The organism is Lentzea sp. (genome assembly GCF_036380075.1).
Lineage (GTDB): Bacteria > Actinomycetota > Actinomycetes > Mycobacteriales > Pseudonocardiaceae > Lentzea.
Genome location: NZ_DASVFL010000287.1, coordinates 1 through 21,960, shown reverse-complemented (window position 1 = coordinate 21,960; position 21,960 = coordinate 1). Strand labels below are relative to the sequence as shown.

Here is a 21,960-nt window from a genome sequence, read left to right as displayed (position 1 = left end):
GTTCGATCAGGCCGTTGCTCTCCAGGTGGTCGATCCGGCCGTGCATGACCGGGCCGAACGGGATCCAGCGGCGGTGCACCACCGAGGCCTTGAGGCCGCAGTCCCGCAGCTGCCTCACAGTCGTGTCCGCTCCGCACAGTGCCGAGTGGACCATCAGCAGCACCCCGCCGGGCGCCAAGAGGTCGTGCATCCTGGCGCACAACGGGTCGAGCAGCTGGCGGCCGTCGAGCCCCGCGTCCCAGGCCCGCGCGGGACCCGTTGCGACGCAAGCGCTTGCGGCAGGGACGTAGGGCGGGTTGGCGAGGACCAGGTCGAAGCGCTCGTCCGCCACGACCTCCAGCGCGTTGCCGAGCTTGACCCGCAACGGAAGCCGTTGCAGAGCGGCGTTGACCCGTGCGGTCCACACCGCACGCCGGGAAACGTCCACACCGGTCACCTCCGCGGCACCCGCGCGGATCGCCGCGATGGCGAGCGCTCCGGTGCCGGTGCCTATGTCGAGCACACGGGCACCCGCGGGGATCGCGGCCGCGTGCATCGCCTCGACGAGGAGGTCGGTGTCGTCTTGTGGCGCGTAGACGCCAGGTGCTCTCAGCAGCCTCACCACCGTGGAATCCCCCCTTCGATTGCCTTGAAACAACCGTTTTCGCGGTGTTTTCGCGGGTACACGGGGATGTGCTGACCACCGTCTTCCGCCTGCTGGCACAGGCGCGGCACGCCCGCGCGTTCCACCCGCGAGGAGTGCGGACCACCGGCGAGCTGCGCGGTTCCGCGGCCCCCTTCCCCAGCGAGGCCACTGTGGCCGTGCGACTGTCCAAAGGGGCGGGAACGGGGGCGGGATGGCCGGACGTGCTCGGTCTCGCGCTGCGCATCCCCACCGGATCGGGTGACTGGGACCTGCTGCTGTCGAGCACCGGCACGGGCCGGTGGACGCGGATGGTGCCGAAGTTCGTGCGGCACTGGCGCGACGCCCGTCCCGGCACGCTCGCGCCCTACCGCCACCGCGGCGAGCTGGTGTGGTTCATGGCCGTGCCGGACGACCGCGAGACACCGACGCGGTTCGCCGTCCACGCTTCGGGGAGGGACGCCCGCTGGCGCCGGGTCGCCGAGCTGGCGCTGGCCCCGCCGGACGGCACGGCGGAACCCGTCTCGTTCGACCCGGTGCGCACCCTGCCGGCGGAGCTGGAACTGGTGCCGCGCTGGCTGGCCGTCGTGCGCGCGAAGGCGTACGAGGGCAGCAGGCGCGGCCGCCAGGTCTCATGACTTCAGCTTGTCGTACACCAGGTTCAGCGTGTCCGACGCGGCGACGGCCGTAAGGGCGGTCGCCACCAGACGGGTCGTCCTCGGTGCGAACACCAGGCCAGCCGTGAGCCCGCTCGCGATCCACACGCCCGCGCAGAACGGGCACGTGACCAGCTCGCCGATGGCGTGCCGGGCCGCGCTGTCCTCGCGAGGCGACTCCTTGAGCTCGGCGTGGCCCGCCGGTTCCTCGTAGCGCGTGAACGGCGCCCGCAGCGGGCTCGTCACCGCCTCCTTGGTGAGCAGGCGGCTCGCCTTGTGCGTCGCGACGGAGACGAGGGCGGTGTCGCTCCACGAGAACCGCCGGGGCAGCCGGACGCCGGTGAGGCGCCCGACTGCCGCGACGACGCCGACCAGGGTCGCGTAGCTGCCGATGGCCATGAGGTAACCGGGCAGTGGCCGGCCCTCTCCGTAGGCCTGCTGAATGCGCGTCACGCGGGCGGAACCTCCGAGCTCGCGGCGTCGTGGCCGTGGTTGGTCCGGGTCATGGGGCGCGAGTACCCGTCAGGACTCCGCCGAACCCGGCTCGGTCATCTTCCTCATCACCTTCGCCTTGACGGGGTCGGGCGCCACCCTGCCGGCGACGGCCTGGACCTTGTTCCTGAGCGACCCGGCCACCACGTGGTCGTCGCCCTTCATCAACGCCTCGAAGCCCTGCTTCGCGACCTCGGCGGGGTCGTCCTTGTCGCCGGTGGCGACCTTGGTGTCCTGCATTCCCGCGCGGTCGAAGAACTCGGTGTCCGTCGGGCCCGGCATCAGCGTGGTCACCGAGACACCCGTGCCGCGCAGCTCCTCGCGCAGGCTCTGCGCGAACGACGCCAGGAAGGCCTTGGAGGCGGCGTAGACGGAGTGGAACGGACCCGGTCCGGTCGCGGCGATGGACGACGTGAAGAGGACCTTGCCCTCCCCGCGGTCCACCATGCCGCCGAGCAGGCGGTGCGCGAGGTGCACGGACGAGCGCACGTTCAGGTCGACGATCTCCAGGTTGTCGTCGAGCGAGGTGTCGCGCACGAAGTCACCGCCGACGCCGACACCCGCGTTCACCGCGAGCACGTCCACCGGCGCGCCCTTCGCCCGCAGAGCGCTGACCACCGTCTCGACGCCGTCGTACGAGGTCAGGTCGGCCCTCACCGCCTCGACCCGCACTCCCCCGCACCGCAACGCGAGCTGGGACGCGGCGTCGCTGATCCTCTCGTCCTCCGCGACGACCACGAGGTCGAAGCCGTTGTCCCCGAAGACCTTCGCCAGTTCGTACCCGATCCCGCTGGACGCACCGGTCACCACGGCAAGCGCATTCACAGACGTTCTCCTTCCGGTCAACGGCCGTATACCCGTGGCCAGGCGGTCGATGCGGGATCGGCCGAAAGTCCGATGCAACCTCTGCACCCGATCGGGTGTCCTTATCGATAGGTTGCTTGAAACGACATGGGGGACGTTCGTGCGCAAAATCCTTCTCGCGCCGCTGTGCGCGCTGGTCACGGTGGGCGTGGCTGCGTGCAGTCCGTCAGGTCCGGACCAGGCCGATCCGGAGCTGGCTCCGCGCGGCACCACGATGACCAAGGTCAAGCCCACCAAGCAGGACCTGACCACCAAGCTCGGCATCGCGGGCAAGGTCGAGATGAACCCGACGTTCGGGCTCGTCGCGCCGGTGGCGGGGCAGGTGCGGTACTTCGACGTCCAGACGCCGAACGGCACGCCGACCAAGCCCACGCGGGTCGCGACGGTGTGGAAGGACGGCGCCCCGAACTACGTGGAGGCCCCCGCCGGTTCGACGTTCGGCGGACGGCTCGTCGACGACAAGGCGACGGTGACGGCGGGCATGCCGATCGCGTCGGCCAGGCACGTCGGGTACGCGCTGGTCGCCGACATCGACGGCTCGCAGGCCTACAAGATCAGCGGCGCGCTCACCGACGTGACGGCGCAGATCAAGAACGGGCCGGGACCGTTCCCGTGCACCGTGCTCGGCACGATCGCGGCGCTGCCGCAGGGCACCGTCCCGGAGAAGCCCCCGGTCACGCCGGACACCAAGACGCAGGGCACGGGCGCCCCGCAGGCACCTCAGCCGCCGAAGAACGACGAGCAGCCGCAGACGCCCAGCGCGTCCACCGGCCTGCGCATCGTCTGCACCGCTCCCGCTGACGTGCAGATGATCAACGGCGCCACCGCGTCCATCGAGGTCACGACCGGCAAGTCCGCGCAGGCGCTGGTCGTCCCGGTCGAGGCCGTCGCCGGTCAGCAGGGCAAGGGCAAGGTCGACGTCCTGCAGCCCGACGGCTCGCGCCGCACCGTCGACGTGGTGCTCGGTCTCACCGACGGCAAGGTCGTCGAGGTGAAGTCGGGCCTCACCGGCGACGAGGAGCTGGCGGTGCCCGGCCCGAACCTGCCGGAACCGCAGCAGGGCGGCGACCAGTCCAAGCCGACGGGACCGTGATGACCCACCCACAGGTCACCGCGGTGACACCGCTGCTGCATCTCCAGGGCATCACGAAGGTGCTGAAGGGACAGGAGGAACCGCGCACGATCCTGTCCGGTGTGGACCTCACCGTCCACCCGGGACAGAGCGTCGCGATCCTCGGCCGTTCGGGTTCGGGAAAGTCGACGCTGCTGTCGCTGATCGGCCTGTTCGACCGCGCCGACGAAGGTCAGTACCTCCTGCACGGCAACGACATCACGAAGCTCCCCGAACGCAGGGCGGCGGCGCTGCGCAGCGCGGAGTTCGGGTTCGTGTTCCAGCGCTTCTTCCTGCTCAAGCACCTCACCGCGGCGCAGAACGTGGCCATGGCGCTGGTGAACGGCCAGGGCTGGTCCGCGCGGCGCAAGCGCAAGCAGCAGGTCATGGACGCACTGGAGCAGGTCGGCATCGCGCACCTCGCGAAGTCCAAGCCCACCAGGCTCTCCGGTGGTGAGCAGCAGCGCGTCGCGATCGCCCGCGCGCTGGTCCGCCGGCCGCGCATCATCCTGGCCGACGAGCCGACCGGCGCGCTCGACACCGAGACCGGCAACCTCGTCGTCGAGGTGCTGCTCAACACGACCAGGCAGGGCTGCGGCCTCGTGCTGGTCACGCACGACCACGACCACGCGCGCAAGATGGGCCGCGTGATGGAGCTGCGCGACGGGCGGTTCAACTGATGTTCTCCGGTAAGTTCCGGTCCGCCCTCGTCATCGGCGGACAGGGCATCCGCGCCCGGAAACTGCGCACGTTCCTGTCGATGGTGTCGCTGTTCCTCGGCGTCCTCGCGGTCGTGGCGGTGCAGGCGGGGTCCGAGATCGCCGAACGCGCGATGCTCACCGACGTCGAGCTCCAGTCGGGCAAGGACGGCACGGTGAGGGGCTACATCCCCGGCGAGAAGGGCGCGGCGGGCATCGTCGAGAGCACGGTGAAGGGCCGCCGGGACGCGGTCGCCGCGGTCAGCTCGCAGGCGATCATCGGCGAGCCCGGCGTGCGCCCGATCAACGAGGGCGGCTCGCCGTTCAAGTACGCCAACCGCGGCGGCGACCGCTACGACGGCCCGGTGGTGTACTGCGACAGGAGCGGCCGCTGCGAGGAGGAGAAGCCGCAGGAGAAGAAGCCCGACGGCCAGGCCATCGAGGTCAACATGGTCGCGCTGACCGGCGACATCATCCCGTTCAAGCCCTTCCGGCCGGTCTCCGGCAGCTGGCTCGAGTTCGCGACCGCGCCGTCGCTCGCCCCCAGGATCGTGCTGAACCAGGAGGCCGCGACCGGCCTCACCCAGTACCGGATCCCCGGCGAGATGATGATCGAGGGAGCGACGCACCACGTGACGCCGCAGATCATCGGCGTCGTGGACGACGGGAGCTCCCAGCCGCGCGTGTACATGCGCCTCGACGAGCTGCGCACCTGGATGCCCGCGGCGGCCGAGTCGAGCAGCGAGGCCATGAGCAGGCTGCGCGGCGGTCCCACCCAGCTCGAGGTCTACCTGCAGCCCGGCTCGCAGGACCTCCAGCGGCTGCTGCAGGCGAAGCTCACCGGTGCCGGCCTGACGCAGGAGCAGGTCCACTTCGAGCCGGTCAACTCCAAGGAGCGCATGGAGTCCGAGCTGCGGATCATGCGGCTGATCTTCCTCGGCATGGCGTTCCTGGTGCTGCTGATCGGCGTCGCGGGCATCCTGAACGTCGGCCTCGCGACCGTCGGCGAACGCGTCGAGGAGTTCGCGCTGCGCCGCGCGGTGGGCATGTCCCGCATGCTGCTCGCGGGCATCGTGCTCGCCGAGACGTTGCTGACGGGGCTGCTGACGGCCGCGCTGGCGATCGGCGCGGGCGCGGGCGGCCTCCAGGTGGCGCTGATGATGTTCGGCGGCCGCTTCCCGTCGTTGCAGGGCACCGCCTTCCCGTGGGAGGCGGGGGTCGCGGGCGTGGTCGCGGGCCTCGTCGCCGGTGTGCTCGGCGGGCTCATCCCCGCGGTGCGGGCGGCGCGGATCCCGATCGCCACGGTGATGCGGGCCTGACGGACATGCGAACCTGAGTCCTTCGGGTTCGTCGCCGGCGAAGCCCCGGGCCGCGGGAGAGGCGGACCGGGGCTTCGTGCTGTCCTAGGCTCGTTCGAGCTGCTCGACTATGTGAGCCCACAACCGCTGGAAGAACTCCTCCTTGGTGAACACTTGCTGCCCCGCACTGAAGTGGCCGAGCAAGGAGAGGTCCAACAATCTCAGCTTCGCCGCGCCGGCCTGCGCGTCGAAGAACGGCTCAGCTGTAGCGATCATGCTTCCCGAAGAGCCGGTCCAACTGCCGTCCGGACTGAAGACCAGCTGCCCGTCGTGGTGCCCGCTCGCCTTGACGATGTCCAACGAGTAGACCGTCTTGTCCCCGCGCTCGATTCGGATCTTGAGACGATCGTCCGTCGCACGCGCTTGCATGTGGAATCCGACGGACTCGAGTTGAGGCACGGCGACCTGAAACTGCCCGACCAGGTAGTCGAACACCGAGTTCAACTCGGCGTACCTGCTGAAACCGGACGGCACGACTTTCGGCATCGGCAATGTCAACACGGACTGCACCACGGATGCCACGTCACGCGGTACCTGCCCAGCGTCAACTGCGAGGCCGACCCTCTCGCACAGCGCGTCCGCCAATCGCTCTGGCGTGTAGCCGTCTGACCTGAGGTACACGACATGCGGATGCAACAGCTCCGGAGGCACCACGACATCACCCATGAGCACCGGCAGGATGTAACCGTTACCCTGCTTGACCGCGGTGAGCATCGCAGCGTCGAGTTCATCGCGCGGGTATGGCTTCTCAAGGTACTCGGTTGAGATGAACGGCACGAAGAAGCGTGTACGCGATCCGTACACCTTCCGCTGCTCGACGAGAACGTTCTTCCCCCACCATTCGACCGTCATGTCGCGGTCGTAGAAGACCCTGAGGCCTGCGGCTTTCGCCGCCTCCACCGTGCGTTCGACGTAGTCGCGTTGCTCGCCCGCGAAAGAGACTGCGATGTCATACTCGTGCTCGTCGGACATCGAAATATTCTAAGAGCTGCCGGTCCGCATCGCGGCTTGCGACACGAGCCGACAGCCCGGCGTCGTTCGTGACTAGTTGAGCTCGTCCGGGTTCGGGCCGATGCGCCCACCGCGGTCCAGAGTGGACAGAGCGGCGAGCTCCTCCTCCGCCAGCTCGAAGTCGAACACCGCGATGTTCTCCCGGATCCGCGACGGCGTCACGGACTTCGGGATCACGACGTTGCCGATCTGCAGGTGCCAGCGCAGCACGACCTGGGCCGCCGATCGGCCGTGGCGCGCGGCGATCTCCGCGACCACCGGGTCGGCGAGCAGCTCGCCGCCCTGGCCGAGCGGCGACCACGCCTCGGTCTGGATGCCGTGCTCGGCGTGGAACGCGCGCAGCTCGGCCTGCTGGAGGTACGGGTGCAGCTCGACCTGGTTGACCGCGGGCGCGACGCCGGTCTCGTCGATCAGCCGCCGCAGGTGCGCGGGCTGGAAGTTGGAGACGCCGATCGCGCGGACGCGGCCCTCCTTCTGCAGTTCCACGAACGCCTTCCACGTGTCGACGTAGAGGTCGCGGGCGGGCGTCGGCCAGTGGATCAGGTACAGGTCGAGCACGTCGAGCCCGAGCTTCTCCATCGACGTGTCGAACGCGCGCAACGCCGAGTCGTGGCCGTGGTCGGCGTTCCAGAGCTTGGTGGTCACGAAGACGTCGTCGCGGGCCACGCCGGACTGCGCGACGGCCTCGCCGACGCCGCGCTCGTTGCCGTAGGCGGCCGCGGTGTCGATGCTGCGGTAGCCCGCCGCCAACGCCTCCGCGACGGCGGGCGTGGCGTCGGCGTCGGGCACCTGCCAGACGCCGAAGCCGAGCTGGGGCATGGAGACGCCGTTGTTGAGCTGCACGTTGTTCAAAGCGAAATCCTCACTGGTGTCAGGGGATGAGCGTCGGAGCGGTGCCGCCGTCGACGCGCAACGCGGCTCCGGTCGTCGCGGACGACAGGTCCGACGCGACGTAGGTGATGAGGTTCGCGACCTCGTGCGGGCGGATCAGCCGGCCCAGCAGCAGGGTCGGGCGTTCGGTGCGGACGAACTCCGCCTCGCCGCCCTCGCCCACGCGGTCGCGGATGAACTCCTCGACGCCCGGCGTGAGCGTCGGGCCGGGCAGCACCGAGTTCACCGTCACGCCGGTGCCCTTGACCTCCTGGGCCATGCCGCGGGAGATCGCGAGCTGCGCGGTCTTCGTCATGCCGTAATGGACCATCTCGGTGGGCGTGAAGACGGACGACTCGCTGCTCACGAAGATCACCCGCCCCCAGCCGCGCTCGACCATGCGGGGCGTGTAGTGCCGCGCGAGGCGGACACCCGACATGACGTTGGTGTCGAAGAACCGCTGCCACTCGGCGTCGTCGATCTCGAACACCGGCTTCGCGCCGAAGATGCCCAGGTTGTTGACGAGCACGTCCACGTCGGGCACCTGCGCGACGAGCTCGGCCGTGCCCTCGGCGGTCGCGAGGTCGGCCGCGACGCCGCGCACCTGGCCGTGAGCGCCGAGCTTGCCGACGGCCTCAGCCACGCGCTCCTCGGTGCGTCCGGTGACGACCACGGAGGCACCCGCCTTGAGCAGGCCCTCGGCGGTCGCGAAGCCGATGCCCGCGGTCGAACCCGTCACGAGTGCCGTGCGTCCCGACAGATCCATGTCTCTCCCCGGTAGACTTGCTGAAGACGATTACAAGCGTACGCAATAGTTGCAGACGCTGTCTATTCGAGAAGGGTTGATCCATGTCACTGGACGACGACGCCGTCCAGGCGCGCGCACAGGGCTGGCGCACGCTCGCGGCGTTGCACGCGCGCATCGAGGACCGCCTGGAACGAGCGCTCCAGAAGGCCCACGAGCTCTCGGTCAGCGAGTACACCGTTCTCGACGTGCTCAACCGCCAGGACGGGTTCCACCTTCGGATGAACCAGCTCTCCAACGCCGTGGTGCTCAGCCAGTCGGCGACGACGCGGCTGGTCACGAGGCTGGAGGACCGCGGCCTGCTGTCGCGCTACCTCTGCCCCACCGACCGGCGCGGCATCTACACGGAGGTCACCGAGAAAGGCCACGCGCTGCTCGCCGACGCGCGCCCGACGCACGACGAGGTGCTCACCGCGTCGCTCGCCGAGGCGGGCGACGTCCCCGAGCTCAAGCCACTCGTTGAGGCGCTCGCCAAGCTCTAGCCGGTCGAGCAGGATCGCCCGCATGGACCTCCACGCCCTGATCCGCGCCGAGGCCCCGGCGGCCGAGCAGCAGCGCGCCCTGACCGCACCGGTGCTGACCGCGCTCGTCGACTCCGGCGTGCACCGCATGATCGCCCCGAAGCGCTACGGCGGCGCGGAGACCGGGCTGCCCGAGTGGAGCCGCGAGGTCCAGGAGCTCTCCCGGTCCGACGCCTCCACGGGCTGGACCGCGATGACGACCACCACCTCGTCGTCGCTCGCGTGGTACCTGCCGACGGACGCCGCCGACGAGGTCTTCGGCGACCCGCGCGCGTTGATCGCCGGCACCGCGGCGCCATTGGGCAAGGCAGTGGCGGCGGACGGCGGCTACCGCGTGACCGGCCGTTGGGGCTGGGGCAGCGCCGTGGCGTACTCCTCGTGGGTCATCGGTGGCACGTTCACGCCCGAGGGCCCGCGTCTGGCCGTGTATCCCCGAGCCGACGTGACCATCCACGACACCTGGCACTCCGCCGGCCTGCGCGCCACCAGTTCGCACGAGTTCTCGGTCGCTGAAGCGTTCCTGCCGGCGCGCCGGGCCATCTGGCCGATCGGCAGCACACCCGGCATCGAGGGACCGGTCACGATCTTCCCGTACTTCAGCTTCCTGGCCGTGGGCGTCGCGTCCGTGTGCCTGGGCGTGGCCCGGCGGGCGATCGACGAGATCGAGGCGCTGGCAGGCGAGAAAACCCCTCAGTACGCGACCACCCGACTCGCCGAGCAGACCGGCGTGCAGATCGAGATCGCGCTGATGGAGGCACGGCTGTCCGCGGCCACGGCGTTCCTGCACGAGGCGCTGAGCGCGGCCTGGGACCACGCGGTCCACGCCGAGCAGGCGCCGGACGCCGTGAAGGCACGGCTGCGGCTCGCCTGTTCGTTCGCGGCGGGCGAGGCCACGGAGGTGGCGCAGAAGGCGTTCGCGGCGGGCGGCGGCAGCTCGGTGTTCGAGTCGTCGGCGCTGCAGCGCTGCCTGCGGGACGCGCACGTGGCGGCGCAGCACACCGTGGTGTCGCGCCGCATGCTGGAGACGTACTCGATGCTCAAGCTGGGGCTCAGCCCGGACATGACGAGGTTCTGATGGACGCGCTCGAAGCGACGTGGCGGACCTTACTTCGTCAGACCGCTGGAGCTGGTTAGGGTTCAGGCATGCCCGATACGCAGTACGAAGACCTGCTCCGCCACGTTCTGAAGGAGGGCGTGCGCAAGGAGGACCGCACCGGCACCGGCACGCGGTCGATCTTCGGCCACCAGCTGCGCTACCCGCTCGCCGCGGGCTTCCCGCTGATCACGACGAAGAAGGTGCACTTCAAGTCGATCGCGTACGAGCTGCTGTGGTTCCTGCGCGGCGACTCCAACGTGCAGTGGCTGCGGGACCACGGCGTGTCCATCTGGGACGAGTGGGCGTCCCCCGAGGGTGAGCTCGGCCCGGTCTACGGCGTGCAGTGGCGCTCGTGGCCGACCCCGGACGGCGGGCACGTCGACCAGATCGCCGAGGTCCTCCGGACGTTGCGGACGAACCCGGACTCGCGCCGGATCATCGTCTCCGCCTGGAACGTCGGCGAGATCGCGAACATGGCGCTGCCGCCGTGCCACGCGTTCTTCCAGTTCTACGTCGCCGAGGGCAAGCTGTCCTGCCAGCTCTACCAGCGCAGCGCGGACCTGTTCCTCGGCGTGCCGTTCAACATCGCGTCCTACGCGCTGCTGACGCACATGATCGCCGAGCAGACCGGGCTCGGCGTCGGCGACTTCCTCTGGACCGGCGGCGACTGCCACATCTACGACAACCACGTCGAGCAGGTGGAGCTCCAGCTCAGCCGCGACGCACGGGAGTTCCCGGCACTGAGGACGGCACCGGCGGCGTCGCTGTTCGACTACGCCTACGAGGACTTCGAGATCGTCGGCTACGACCCGCACCCCGGCATCAAGGCGCCGGTGGCGGTGTGATCGGGCTGGTCTGGGCCCAGGCCGCGAACGGCGTGATCGGCCGCGACAACGCCATCCCGTGGCACGTCCCGGAGGACATGAGGCACTTCCGGGAGATCACCGCGGGCGCGGCGGTCCTGATGGGACGCCGCACGTGGGAGTCGCTGCCACCGCGCTTCCGCCCGTTGCCCGGCCGGCGCAACCTCGTGCTGTCGCGGACGCCGCAGGAGGGCGCCGAGACGTTCGACTCCCTCGACGTGGCCTTGCAGGAGGTCACCGGTGACCTGTGGGTGATCGGCGGGTCGGCGGTCTACGCGGCGACGCTGCCGTTCGCCGACCGCGTCGAGGTGACGGAGATCCGCGAGGAGTTCGAGGGCGACACCTACGCGCCCGCCGTGGACCGCGAGCCGGTCGAGATCGGTGAGTGGCAGGAGTCGAGCTCGGGACTGCACTACCGGTTCGTCCGCTACTGATAGACAGCCCAGACTGTTCAGTTCGAACTGTTCAGCCTAGGCTGTCTACTGTGACCGACCCCGCCGTGCTCAACCAGCGCCTGCGCGTCTTCGTCCAGCGGCTGCGCCGCAAGCTCCAGGACGAGTCGTCGGTGCACGACCTCAGCGCACCCCAGGCGTCCGCGCTGGCCAGACTGTTGCTGCTGGACGAGCCGTCGACCGCCAGCCGGCTGGCCGGCGCCGAGCGCGTGAAGCCGCAGTCGATGGCCAAGACGCTCGGCACCCTGCACGAGCAGGGCCTGATCGAGCGCGCCCCCGACCCGGACGACGGGCGGCGCACGCTGATCACGCTCACCGAAGCCGGTCGTGCGGCCGCCCGGGGCGCGCGGGCGCAGCGGATCGAGTGGCTGACCGAGGCGCTCGCGCAGCGGTTCACCGAGGCCGAGCGCCAGGTGATCGAGGAGGCCGTCACGCTGCTGGAGCGCGTGGTGGACGAGTGAGCGGCTTCGACCGCCGCCTGATCACCCCGCTGGTCGCGGGCGCGGTCCTCAACCCGGTCAACTCGACGATCCTGTCGGTCGCGCTGGTGCCGATCGGCCTCGCGTTCGGCGAACCCCCCTCGCGCACGGCGTGGCTGATCACGGCGCTGTACGTGGCCACCGCGATCGGGCAGCCGGTGACCGGCCGGCTGATCGACACCTACGGGCCGCGCAGGCTGTTCCTGCCCGCCACGGCCCTGGTCGGCGTCGCGGGCGTGCTCGGCACCCTCGCGCCGAACCTGCTGGTGCTGGTGGTGGCCCGCGTGCTGCTGGGCCTCGGCACCTGCGCGGGCTACCCCGCCGCGATGCGGCTGCTGCGCGACGAGGCCGACCGCACCGGCGAGGACAGCCCCGGCGGCGTGCTCACGATCCTGGCGATCTCCACCCAGACCGTCGCGGTCATCGGTCCCCCGCTGGGCGGCCTGCTCGTCGACGTCGGCGGCTGGCGCACGACCCTGGCGATCAACGTGCCGCTGGCGCTGGCGGCGTTCGTGCTGGGGTGGCGGTACTTCCCGCGCGACGAGTCCCCGCGCCGTTCCGAGAGCAGGCCCGCGGCCGGACCGCGGCGCCTCAACGTCCCGCTGCTGATCACCTACGTCCGCGCGTTGCTCGCGTGGATCGTGTCGTACAGCTTCCTCTACGGGTTCACGCAATGGCTGAGCGCGAGCCGTGGCCTGTCTGCGGGGCAGACCGGTCTCGTGCTGCTGCCGTTGTTCCTCACCAGCATGGCCGTGGCAGCCCTGACCGGCCGCAGCGGGACGGTGCGCGCCAAGCTGGTCGTGGCCTCCGCCACCCAGGTCGCCGTCTGCGGACTGGTGCTCGCACTGCACCCGTCCAGTCCTTTGTGGATGCTCCTGGCGATCGCGCTGGTGGCCGGGGTTCCCCAGGGGCTCAACAGCCTCTCGCTCCAGAACGCCGTGTACCGGCAGGCGGATCCCGCGAACGTCGGTGCCTCGGCGGGACTGCTGCGCACGTTCGGCTACCTCGGCGCGATCGTCTCCTCCGTCGTGCAGGGACTGCTCTTCGGCTCACGGGTGGACACCGCCGGGTTGCACGACCTGACGGTGTTCCTGATCGGCGTGAGCCTGCTTTTCCTGATCATCAACGTGGTCGACAAGTCCCTGAAAGGCCTGCGGACATGACGTTCGAGAACACCGCACTGCCGGTGATGGACTACCGGACCGGCATCGTCGGCCGCATCCCCGGGCGCCGAGGCGTTGCCGGACCGCGTCTCCGGCCTGGTGTCGCGATCCCGCCGACCAGCATGATGGCCGCGCTCGTGACGCCCGGCCGCCAGGCCGCGATGCACACCGACTCGCCATACACCCGGATCCACTCCGCGCTCAGTCCGTCGGACGGCGACATCCACGTCCGCAAGACGCGTGTCGGTGCATTCACCACCACTGAACTCGACGCCCAGCTCACGAACCGAGGGATCACCTCGCTCGTGTTGGCCGGCATCAGCACGAGTGGTGTCGTCCTGAGCACTGTGCGGGAGGAGATGGACCGCGACTGCGCGATCACCGTGGTCGTGGACGCGTGCGCCGACCCGGACCCGGCGACGCGCGAATTCCTGACCGGGACGCTGTTCCCGCGGCACGCGACCGTGACGACCACGGCGAAGCTCTAACGGCGGCCGCCGAATTCCCACTCGTGGACCTCGACGGCGTCGTACCGGTCGCGGGTCAGCACCGACGCGGGGTCGTCCGACCTGACCAGCGCCGCCGTGCCCAGCCAGGCGGTGCCGTCGTCGGACAGCAACGGCCCGTACGCGACCAGGTCGTCGGGGCGCCGCGGCACGAGGTCGGCCGGCTCGCCCTCCGCCAGTCCGATGACGAGATGGCCGCCGCCCTCGCGGCCACCGGGGAAGTCCCACATCGTCCGCCCGAGCACGTTGCGCCACCGCCGCACCAGCACGTCCCGGTACGCACCGGCCTGGTAACCGGGCTCGTCGAACGCGAACGCCCGCGCCGCGGCCGCGTCCGGCACGGCGACGACGTGCACGCTGCCGCTGAGCACGCCGCCGGAGAACGTGGGGCCGCGGGCGATCAGCTCGAAGCGGTCCATGTACGCCCAGTGCTCCTCGACGAGCCGCTCGCGCAACGGCAGCGAACCTGGCCGGTCGCGGTGAAAGCAGAAGAACTCCACGAGCCCGGTCCTACCGGCGCCGGGCCCGCGCGTGCCAGGCCTCCACGATCAGCTCCTCCAGCTCCCCCACCCCGATGTGCTCCAGCCGCACCAGGATCGCCGGGTACCCCTGGAAGTGCGGCGTCGTGAAGTAGACCGCCTCGTCCGAGGCCAGCAGCGCCTCCTTGGCCCCCAGGTCCGGCACCCGCGCCGCCAGGATCGGCCCGGACGGCGCGGAGGAACCGAGAGCCGCGAGGTCTGTCCCCCGCAGCGGCCGTTCCCAGACGAACAGCTTCTCCCTGACCCTCCAGTCGACGACGCCCTCCCGGACCCGCTCCGTGACGTCGGGCATGGAGGTGGCGATCCGGTGCACGTCGTCCCAGGTGGCCATCGGGGAGCTCCTACAGGTGGTCCGGCGGACGCTGCTGCTCGGCCAGGAACCGTTCGAACTCGGCGCCCAGTTCGTCCGCGCTGGGGATGTCGGTGGTGCCGACAGTCTGGATGAAGGCGTCGTACTGCCGCTCGAGCGCTTCCACCACCTGCGCGACCTCCTCCGACTCCGCGACCTGGCGGTGGATCTCCGCGTCGGCGGCCTGGGACGCCTCGATCAGCGAGCCGATCGGCAGCGCGAGGCCGGTGGCGCGGGCGACGGCGTCCAGCAGCGTCACGGCGGCGGTCGGGTACTGCGACTGCGCGAGGTAGTGCGGCACCTGGGCGGCGAAGCCCATCGCGTCGTGGCCCGCCTGGCCGAGGCGGAACTCCAGCAGGCCCGACACGTTGCCCGGCACCTGCACGCGGTTGAAGAACGGCTGGTACTCCGACACGAGCTCGGGACGCGTCGCGTGACCGATGACGTTCAACGGCCGTGTGTGCGGCACGCCCATCGGAATGCCGTGGAAGCCCAGCGTCAGACGGACTCCCCACCGGTCGATGAGCGAGCGCACGGCCTCGATGAACGCCTCCCAGCCGCGGTCCGGCTCAGGGCCCTTGAGCAGCAGGAACGGGTGGCCGGCGCTGTCCCAGAGCAGGTGCACGACCAGTTCCGGGGCGGCGTAGTCCTCCCAGTGGTCGGTCGCGTAGGTCATCAGCGGGCGGCGCGAGCGGTAGTCGATCAGGCCGTCGATGTCGAAGCGGGCGACGACACGGCTCTCCAGGGTCTCCAGCAGGTGCTCGGCGAGCAGCCGGCCCGCGGCGCCCGCGTCCATGAAGCCCTCGAAGTGGTGCAGCAACACCGCGCCTGTCAGGTCCGGCACCTCCGAGTCCACCTCGTACAGGTTCTCCGGGTCCACCGCACGCCTCCTGAAGCACTCGTTCCAGTCTCGTCCAAGCCAACCACGTGGACACGGAACTGATTCCGCACGGGTCGATTAGCCCATACGGACCGTGTGCGCGCATCACCTCACGGGTACTCCTGCGAGGTGTACAGGCGCTGGATGACGCGTGGAGCCTTGGTCGCAGCCGTTCTCATCGTCCTCGGTGCGGCGGTGTTCGCCTTCGGTCAGTTCAAGCCCTTCGGCCAGGCCGGCGAGGAGGAGACGATCGACCGCAGCCAGCCGGCGGTGCTGAAGTCGGTCCGCGACCTCAGCCAGTTCCACGCCGCGGCGGGCGAGTTCCAGGTCGTGCTCGACATCGAGAACGACGTGAAGTGGGTACCCGCGGCGCTCGCCGGTGAACGCACGCTGTTCGTCGCGGCCGGGTCCGTCAACGCCTACGTCGACTTCTCGACGTTGAAGGACGACGGTCTCGTCGTCTCGCCGGACGGCAAGACCGTCGAGCTCCGGTTGCCCGAGCCCCAGCTCGACAAACCGAACATGCACCACGACAAGTCCTACGTCTTCAGCCAGGAACGCGGTCTCCTCAACGACCTGCAGGCCCTCGCGGAACCTCCGGACCAGCAGAAGTTCTACGTCGCCGCGGAGGCCAAGCTCGCGGAGGCGGCGAAGCAGTCGGAACTGCTCAAGCGCGCCGAGGACAACACCCGCGTGATGCTGACCGGGATGCTGCAGGCGTTGGGGTTCCAGGTGAAGGTGGTCGGCGACTGAACCCCAGGGGCTTCCCCGGCGAACGTCCAGCGGTGAGGTGACCGCTCCGGGATAGGATCCGCCGGTGGAAGACGACCTGATGGCCTGGGCGCCCGCGCAGGGCGCTCCGCAGTCGCCCGAGATCGCGCTGCCCGGCTACAGCGGTTTCCGCGTGATCGCCCAGGGCGGCGAGGGCACGATCTACCGGGCCCGCCAGGACGGTCTCGGCCGCGACGTCGCCGTCAAGGTCCTCCAGGTGACCGACCCGGCGACGGTGGCGCGGTTCCGCCGCGAGCTGGCGATCACCGTCGAGCTCGGCCGCCAGCACCCGCACATCGTCACGGTGCTCGACACCGGCACGCTTCCCGACGGCCGTCCGTGCATCGTCATGGAGTTCTACGAACGCGGCTCGCTGCACGACCGGTTGCGCGCCATGGGCCCGTTGCCCGTCACGGACGTGGTGGCGGCGGGCATCGCCGTGGCCGACGCGCTGGCGTTCGCGCACGGGCAGGGCATCCTGCACCGCGACGTGAAGCCGCAGAACGTCCTGGTGCTCCCGACTTCCTACGTGCTCGCCGACTTCGGCATCGCGCGCGGCGCCGACGCGGGCCATTCCGCGTCGCTGCAGATGGTCAGCTACCGGCACGCGGCCCCGCAGATGATCGAGGGCACCACTCCGTCGTTCGCCGACGACATCTGGTCGCTCGGCTCGACGCTGTTCACGTTGCTGGAGGGCAAACCGCCGTTCGCCTCGGACAACCCGGACGAGGACACGCTGCTGTCCTACGTCGGCCGCGTCAGCGGCTCCGAACCCCGTGCGCTGACCCGGTTCGACGTGCCCGCGTCGCTCGTGGCCGTCATCAACCGCTGTCTGCGCAAGGACCGCGCCGCCCGCTACGGCTCGGCGCTGGAGCTGCGCGACGCGCTGGCGGCGGTGCGCTCCGGCACGGCGGTGTCCGTTGTGGACCCGGACTCCACGGCGATGCTGGGCGAGCGCGCGGAGTTCTTCCCGGAGGGCCCGACCGAGGCTCCCGGCTTCGGCCCGCGCGGCTACGTCCCCGAGCCGGAACCAGAACCGGAACCGGAGCAGGAACCCGACGACTCGTGGCGCGGCAGGCTCGAGGACCTGACCTACCGCCGCAACGATCCCGTCGTGCCACCTCCTCCCCCGCCTCCGGTCGCGGTGCTGCCGACGGTCGACCTGCCGCCGCCGGAACCGATGACGGCGCCGGTCCGCAAGTCGAAGCGCGGCGGTGTGCTCGCGCTGCTCGCCGTGGTCGCGGTGGTCGGCGGCGTCGTGGCCGGGATGGTCCTCAACCGCCCGGACGACCGGCAGCAGTCCCAGCCGCCGGTCACGACCACGACGATCCCGGTGCCGACGTCGGAGTCGGTGGACGCGGGCCCGCCGCCGAACGCCGACCCGAAGTTCATCCCCGTGCTCAAACGCGCGCAGTACGAGGGCAGGACGATCGAGCTCGAATGGAGCGACCCGAGCGGCGGGCGCGCCGAGTTCGTGGTGATCGACGTGACCGGCGCGAAACCGGTCGCGGTGACCCGCGTGACCGGTGGCGGCACGACGTACGTGATCGAGGACGGCGGCGGTTCGCGGCGTTGCTTCCAGATCGCGGCATTCGGGTACAACGGTGAACGCGGCAGCTCCGCGAAGGTCTGCGCCAACAAGAACTGACGTTTCGAGGCCCCGTTGTTGCGCGTGCACGGACTGGCGTACGGTCCCCCGCGTGCAGAGCGCTCGATACGCCGGCCCACCGTTGTTCGCACGTGGTCACAACCGCCGAACACTCGTAGCGCTGGCAGCCGTCCCGCTCGTCGTCGGGATCGGCATTGGCCTGCTCATCGGTGGCGGCCTGGAACCGTCCACACCCGCCGGCACGACCGCGTCGGCCACACCCCGCAACGAGCCCGTCGAGCTCGAATACTCCGACATGCCGTGCGATCCCGGCTCGTCCGTCCTCGTCCTGCACTCGCTGGAGGGCGCGATGCCGGCGGAGGACGTCAAGGTGCTGGTCGACTACGAGTCGTTGTGGGTGAAGTACCGGGAAAGCGCGAACCCCGCGCTGCGGGGCCAGACCGCGTTCCTGAGCAGGCGTGACGACGTCTGCTCCGCGATCGTCCCCGACGACACCCGGTTCAGCCAGTTCATCTGGATCGGCCCGTTCCCGTCGGTCGTCGCGCCGGGCCTGTGCGAGGCGTTGCTCAAGGTGCCGGGCAGGAACTGCATCGCGGCGCAGGTGGTTCGTTAACGCCGGAACAACGGCCGCGGGTCGACCGCCCACAGCGCCCTGCGCCACCAGGAAGCCTTGCGCCGCACCGCCTTGCGCACCTGCCGGGCCAGGCCCCAGCTCTGCCCGGCCTGCGCGGGCTCCGGCGCGAAGGCGGCCTGGTCGACCAGCACGGCGAGCCGTTGCCCGGCCTCGCCCCAGTCGCGGCCGACGTCCGGAACCGTGCGGCTGGGCTTCGGCTTCAGCCCGGCGAGCTGCAACGAGTCCAGCACCTCGTTCCACGCGCCCACCGGCCCGGCGGACCTGAGCCGCAGCCGGCGCGAGGTCCGTGCCACGTACAGGGCGACGAGGAGCAGCACCGGGGTGAAGACCCAGAACGGGAACCCCTTCGACGCCTCGGGTGCGGCCTGCGCGTCGGGCCGCACGGCCGTCGGCTGCACCAGCGGCGGCACGGACACCAGCGACGTCGGCGTGGGCTTGGCGGTGGTCGACGCGAGCCGGTTCAGCACCTCGCGCTTCGACGCGGCACTGGGCCCGCTTCCGTTGCCGGACACCGGGTCGAACGCCACCCAGCCCCACCCGCTGAAGTACACCTCCGGCCACGCCGTGGCGTCGGCGGCGCGGACGATCCGCTCCCCGTTCTGCTCCGGCACCGGCTGGAACCCGACCACGACGCGCGTCGGCAACCCGACCGCCCGCGCCAGCACCGCGTACGACGACGCGAACTGCTCGGCCGTACCCGCCCCGGCCCCGGCCTCACCCGGCGAGCCGAACAGGAACGTCTCCAGCCGCGCGTACGACGACCCGACGGGCGCCTCGGCGTCCGGACGCCGGTTGAGCCGCACGACCTGTTCCAGCGCCACCGCCTTCTCGTACGGCGTGCGCGCGTTGGCCGTCGCCTGCCGCGCGTACTCGGCCAGCGTGAACGGCAACCGCGGCAACGCCGTGTACCGCGTCGCGTCCGGCACCTGCGCCTCGGCGAGATCGGTGTCGGCCGGCGTCTCCACGACACCGCGCACCGTGTAGCTGAGCCCGGTCCTGATGCCCTCGGCGACCACGAGCGACCCGCTGTCCGGATCGACCATCGCGTCGCTGAGCGAGATCGCCTGCGGCTTCCCCACGCCGGGCAGCCACTCGCCCTGCAACCCGGTGATCGTGAGGTCGGCGCTGGCGTCCTGGAACTTGCCGCCGGTGGGCAGGTCCGGCGCGTCGACGACGCCCAGCGGCCCGTAGGTCGCGGCCGCTTCCCACGACGCGCCCGTGTACCGGCTGAGCGTGACCAGCCGCACCGGCACCTCGGGACCGCGCATCCGGAAGAGCTCGGCCTCCCCCTGCGAGGCCCACGCGGCGAGCTGCGGCAGCGGGTTGGCGATGGAGATGTCGGTGACGGGTGGCGTGACGAGCTTGCGAGGCTCGAACCCGTTGGTGGGCAACACGAAGGCCAGCAGCGTCAACGCCGCCAGCGCCGTCGCCAGCGCCGCGGGCGGCACGACGGGCCCCCGCCGGTCGATGATCAGCCAGCCCAGCGCCAGCACCACGACGAGCGTGAGCGCCACCAGCCCGTACCGGTCCGCGCGCCCGGTGGTGAGCAGCGCCGCCGACACGTAGAGCGCCGCCGCGCCGAGCGCGGGCACGAACAGCGCCGTGCCGCGCCTGGTCACCGACAGCACCGTCGCCGTCGAGACGCCGATGATCAGCAGCAGGCCGGGCACGAGGAGCTCCGGCGTCGCCGGGGCCGGACGTGCCGCGGTGAGGAGCCGGGGGACGGTGTCGAGCAGGACCCACGTCGGGTCGCGGTCAGGCGAGGCGCCTCGGGCGGCGAAGAACCCCGCCGTCAGGGCGACGACCATGACGGCCAGGGCCGCCAGGCCGGCCGGGACGAGTCGTTTCAGCAGCAGCGCGAGGAAGCCGGTGAACGCGGCCAGTCCGAAGTAGACGAACGCGCCGTCCCAGGCCTGGGCCAGCTGGAGGGAGCCGACGAGGAGGAGGGCGGAGACCCAGGCGTACTTCACCGGACCACCACCGGGTTCGAGGGCGTCGTGGAACGCGCGATGGGGCGTGCGATGGGACGTGTGGCGGCAGTGGCGGGCACCGGGCGTGGGCCGGTGGAACGCGCGGCGGTCGAGGCGGCCGGGGTGAGGCCGGGTGTCGCGACAGCGGAAGCTGCGGGCACGAGGCCAGCCGAAACCGTCGGCGCGAGACCAGGTGCGGCGGCAGCGGACGTCGCCGGGGTGGAGCCGGATGCTCCAGCAGCCCGCGCCGCCGGGGTGAGGCCGGGTGTCGTAGCGGCCGGACTGGTCGGCGCGAGCCGCCACCCCTCCGCCGCCGAACCGGTCAGGTATCCGGCACGGCGCTCCACGAGCACGGCCGCGCCGTCCCGCGCGGCCGCCGCCATCGCGGGCCCACACCGCCGCACCAGCTCGTGCTGCCTCGCCGACCCGTGCCGCCTCGCCGACCCGTGCCGCCTCGCCGACCCGTGCTGCCGCACAGGCCCGTCCTGTCGCGCTCCGCCGCGCTGCCTCACTGAACCGTCCTGCCGTACCAGCCAGTGCTGTCGCGCCGGCCCGAGCCCCGCTGCCCGCACCCGAACCCCGGCCGGCCCGGCGGCGGACTGTCCGCGCCTCATCGGGCCACCACCGCGTTCCACGAGTCCACCAGGTCCTCGGCCCTCGCGCCGGTGATCACCAGCACCGAGCCCGCCGCCCCCACCGGGCGCTTCTCGTCCACCACCAGCACGGTGCCGAAGGCCGCCCGGCCCGCTTCCAGCACCAGGGCGGGGACCTGCCTGCCGCTGACCACGGCCACCACGTCCAGGTCGCGCACCGGGACGGTCGGGCGGCCGTCGGCGTCCTGGAGCTCCAGGTCCGCCAGTGCGGCGAGGATCGGGGCCGAGTCCTGGTTCTCCTCGATGTCGGTGCTGCCGGACGATGTCAGCAGCCGCACCGGGTGGCCCTGGTCCAGGGCCGAGGTGACCAGGGACGCCGCCACCTCGACGGCCTCCTCGAAGCGCTGGGCCTCCGCGTAGGAGGAGGCGTTGTCGTCCAGCAGGACGGCCAGGTGCGGGCGGGCCGGGTCGGCGTCCTCGCGGATCATCAGCGTGCCGGTGCGGGCGGACGTGGCCCAGTGCAGGCGCCTCAGGTCGTCGCCCGGCACGTACTCGCGCAGGCCCACCAGGTCGGTGCCGCCGCGCTCCACCCGTTCGTCGGCGCCGACCTGGCCCCGGCGGGCCCCGGAGGGCAGGCCGCGGACCGGCAGGACGCGCGGGACGACCCGCACCTGCACGACCTCGCCGAGCACGGTGCGCGCCTGGGCGAGGCCCGCCAGACCCTTGCGGCGCAACGTCAGCGGGCCCACGTCGAACACGCCCCGGCGTTCGGTCGGGATCGCGTAGTCGACCGCCTCCACGGTTCCCGGCTTCAGCAGCGGCACGTCCACGGACATCGGCGAGCCCGCCACCATGTCGACGGCGTCGAGCGCGACCGGCCAGCGGCCCACCGCGGACAGCTCCAAGCGCCCGCCGCAGCGGGCCAGGCGCGGCACCGTGCGGGGACGGACGGTCCGCGACACCGACAGCGGCGACGCGACCAGGACCGACACGGCGGAGGCGACCACCAGCGCGGTCAGCGCCAGGCCGAACGCCGCCACGCCCGCGT

Annotated in this window: 25 protein-coding genes; 14 read left to right on the top strand and 11 right to left on the bottom strand. The window is 71.2% G+C overall.

Annotated features, from left to right (window positions below):
- The coding region (locus VF330_RS30365; protein WP_330855124.1) for a HemK2/MTQ2 family protein methyltransferase at positions 1–604 on the bottom strand (604 nt) is incomplete at its 3' end.
- A gap of 68 nt (positions 605–672) precedes the next feature.
- On the opposite strand from VF330_RS30365, the gene VF330_RS30360 reads away from it, so the two are divergent.
- Entirely contained in the window at positions 673–1,260 is a 588-nt protein-coding gene (locus VF330_RS30360) for a hypothetical protein (protein WP_330855123.1), read from the top strand.
- Here the strand turns inward: VF330_RS30360 and VF330_RS30355 are convergent.
- The gene (locus tag VF330_RS30355) at positions 1,255–1,731 is read right to left on the bottom strand and encodes a DUF1360 domain-containing protein (protein ID WP_330855122.1); all 477 of its coding nucleotides are present in this window, start codon (positions 1,729–1,731) and stop codon (positions 1,255–1,257) included. The genes VF330_RS30360 and VF330_RS30355 overlap by 6 nt on opposite strands.
- A 69-nt stretch (positions 1,732–1,800) precedes the next feature.
- A complete protein-coding gene (locus VF330_RS30350; RefSeq protein WP_330855121.1) occupies positions 1,801–2,595 on the bottom strand; it encodes an SDR family NAD(P)-dependent oxidoreductase in 795 nt (264 codons plus the stop codon).
- A 139-nt stretch (positions 2,596–2,734) separates the two neighbouring features.
- Between VF330_RS30350 and VF330_RS30345 the strand changes: the two genes are divergently transcribed.
- The 3 genes from VF330_RS30345 to VF330_RS30335 are packed head-to-tail and all read left to right on the top strand — an operon-like array spanning position 2,735 to position 5,762.
- The gene (locus VF330_RS30345) at positions 2,735–3,727 is read left to right on the top strand and encodes an efflux RND transporter periplasmic adaptor subunit (RefSeq protein WP_330855120.1); all 993 of its coding nucleotides are present in this window, start codon (positions 2,735–2,737) and stop codon (positions 3,725–3,727) included.
- Positions 3,727–4,425: an ABC transporter ATP-binding protein gene (locus VF330_RS30340; RefSeq protein WP_330855119.1), complete on the top strand. Its 699-nt coding sequence runs from the start codon at positions 3,727–3,729 to the stop codon at positions 4,423–4,425. The genes VF330_RS30345 and VF330_RS30340 overlap by 1 nt, the downstream gene beginning before the upstream one ends.
- Positions 4,425–5,762: an ABC transporter permease gene (locus VF330_RS30335; RefSeq protein ID WP_330855118.1), complete on the top strand. Its 1,338-nt coding sequence runs from the start codon at positions 4,425–4,427 to the stop codon at positions 5,760–5,762. Before VF330_RS30340 ends, VF330_RS30335 begins: the two co-directional genes overlap by 1 nt.
- Positions 5,763–5,846: 84 nt before the next feature.
- On the opposite strand, the gene VF330_RS30330 is transcribed toward VF330_RS30335, so the two are convergent.
- The 3 genes from VF330_RS30330 to VF330_RS30320 form a co-directional block, all read right to left on the bottom strand.
- On the bottom strand, positions 5,847–6,773 hold the full coding sequence (locus VF330_RS30330) for a toll/interleukin-1 receptor domain-containing protein (RefSeq protein WP_330855117.1): 927 nt from the start codon (positions 6,771–6,773) through the stop codon (positions 5,847–5,849).
- A 72-nt stretch (positions 6,774–6,845) separates the two neighbouring features.
- On the bottom strand, positions 6,846–7,631 hold the full coding sequence (locus VF330_RS30325) for an aldo/keto reductase (RefSeq protein WP_330855125.1): 786 nt from the start codon (positions 7,629–7,631) through the stop codon (positions 6,846–6,848).
- Between the two features lie 52 nt (positions 7,632–7,683).
- Positions 7,684–8,448 carry an SDR family oxidoreductase gene (locus VF330_RS30320; protein WP_330855116.1) on the bottom strand — a complete coding sequence of 255 codons (765 nt, stop codon included), beginning with the start codon at positions 8,446–8,448 and terminating at the stop codon, positions 7,684–7,686.
- 83 nt (positions 8,449–8,531) lie between these two features.
- On the opposite strand from VF330_RS30320, the gene VF330_RS30315 reads away from it, so the two are divergent.
- The 7 genes from VF330_RS30315 to VF330_RS30285 all read left to right on the top strand — a co-directional run bounded on the left by VF330_RS30315 (position 8,532) and on the right by VF330_RS30285 (position 13,549).
- The gene (locus tag VF330_RS30315; RefSeq protein ID WP_330855115.1) at positions 8,532–8,969 is read left to right on the top strand and encodes a MarR family winged helix-turn-helix transcriptional regulator; all 438 of its coding nucleotides are present in this window, start codon (positions 8,532–8,534) and stop codon (positions 8,967–8,969) included.
- A gap of 22 nt (positions 8,970–8,991) precedes the next feature.
- On the top strand, positions 8,992–10,083 hold the full coding sequence (locus tag VF330_RS30310) for an acyl-CoA dehydrogenase family protein (RefSeq protein ID WP_330855114.1): 1,092 nt from the start codon (positions 8,992–8,994) through the stop codon (positions 10,081–10,083).
- A gap of 68 nt (positions 10,084–10,151) precedes the next feature.
- Positions 10,152–10,949 carry a thymidylate synthase gene (locus VF330_RS30305; RefSeq protein ID WP_330855113.1) on the top strand — a complete coding sequence of 266 codons (798 nt, stop codon included), beginning with the start codon at positions 10,152–10,154 and terminating at the stop codon, positions 10,947–10,949.
- A complete protein-coding gene (locus VF330_RS30300; protein WP_330855112.1) occupies positions 10,946–11,401 on the top strand; it encodes a dihydrofolate reductase in 456 nt (151 codons plus the stop codon). Before VF330_RS30305 ends, VF330_RS30300 begins: the two co-directional genes overlap by 4 nt.
- Before the next feature lie 50 nt (positions 11,402–11,451).
- Positions 11,452–11,880, top strand: coding sequence for a MarR family winged helix-turn-helix transcriptional regulator (locus VF330_RS30295; protein WP_330855111.1), 429 nt, complete (start codon positions 11,452–11,454; stop codon positions 11,878–11,880).
- Positions 11,877–13,061 (top strand): MFS transporter, encoded by a 1,185-nt coding sequence (locus VF330_RS30290; protein WP_330855110.1) that lies wholly within the window; start codon positions 11,877–11,879, stop codon positions 13,059–13,061. The genes VF330_RS30295 and VF330_RS30290 overlap by 4 nt, the downstream gene beginning before the upstream one ends.
- The gene (locus VF330_RS30285; RefSeq protein WP_330855109.1) at positions 13,058–13,549 is read left to right on the top strand and encodes a cysteine hydrolase; all 492 of its coding nucleotides are present in this window, start codon (positions 13,058–13,060) and stop codon (positions 13,547–13,549) included. Before VF330_RS30290 ends, VF330_RS30285 begins: the two co-directional genes overlap by 4 nt.
- On the opposite strand, the gene VF330_RS30280 is transcribed toward VF330_RS30285, so the two are convergent.
- Genes VF330_RS30280 through VF330_RS30270 form a run of 3 tightly spaced genes read right to left on the bottom strand, consistent with a single transcriptional unit; the run spans position 13,546 to position 15,335 of the window.
- Positions 13,546–14,067, bottom strand: a complete 522-nt coding sequence (locus VF330_RS30280) for a YciI family protein (protein WP_330855108.1) — start codon at positions 14,065–14,067, stop codon at positions 13,546–13,548. The two genes, VF330_RS30285 and VF330_RS30280, sit on opposite strands and share 4 nt — an antisense overlap.
- Before the next feature lie 10 nt (positions 14,068–14,077).
- Complete coding sequence (locus VF330_RS30275; RefSeq protein WP_330855107.1) at positions 14,078–14,437, bottom strand: MmcQ/YjbR family DNA-binding protein; 360 nt, start codon at positions 14,435–14,437, stop codon at positions 14,078–14,080.
- A 10-nt stretch (positions 14,438–14,447) separates the two neighbouring features.
- Positions 14,448–15,335: a PAC2 family protein gene (locus tag VF330_RS30270; RefSeq protein ID WP_330855106.1), complete on the bottom strand. Its 888-nt coding sequence runs from the start codon at positions 15,333–15,335 to the stop codon at positions 14,448–14,450.
- Positions 15,336–15,494: 159 nt separating this feature from the next.
- Between VF330_RS30270 and VF330_RS30265 the strand changes: the two genes are divergently transcribed.
- From VF330_RS30265 to VF330_RS30255, 3 genes are all read left to right on the top strand, one after another.
- On the top strand, positions 15,495–16,088 hold the full coding sequence (locus VF330_RS30265; RefSeq protein WP_330855105.1) for a DUF4230 domain-containing protein: 594 nt from the start codon (positions 15,495–15,497) through the stop codon (positions 16,086–16,088).
- Between the two features lie 64 nt (positions 16,089–16,152).
- Positions 16,153–17,754, top strand: a complete 1,602-nt coding sequence (locus VF330_RS30260; RefSeq protein WP_330855104.1) for a serine/threonine-protein kinase — start codon at positions 16,153–16,155, stop codon at positions 17,752–17,754.
- A 52-nt stretch (positions 17,755–17,806) separates the two neighbouring features.
- On the top strand, positions 17,807–18,328 hold the full coding sequence (locus VF330_RS30255; protein ID WP_330855103.1) for a hypothetical protein: 522 nt from the start codon (positions 17,807–17,809) through the stop codon (positions 18,326–18,328).
- Here VF330_RS30255 and VF330_RS30250 read toward each other — a convergent pair.
- Entirely contained in the window at positions 18,325–20,622 is a 2,298-nt protein-coding gene (locus VF330_RS30250) for a DUF3488 and transglutaminase-like domain-containing protein (RefSeq protein WP_330855102.1), read from the bottom strand. The genes VF330_RS30255 and VF330_RS30250 overlap by 4 nt on opposite strands.
- Positions 20,623–20,929: 307 nt before the next feature.
- Positions 20,930–21,960, bottom strand: a 1,031-nt coding sequence (locus tag VF330_RS30245) for a DUF58 domain-containing protein (protein ID WP_330855101.1), incomplete at its 5' end; no start/stop codon positions are given.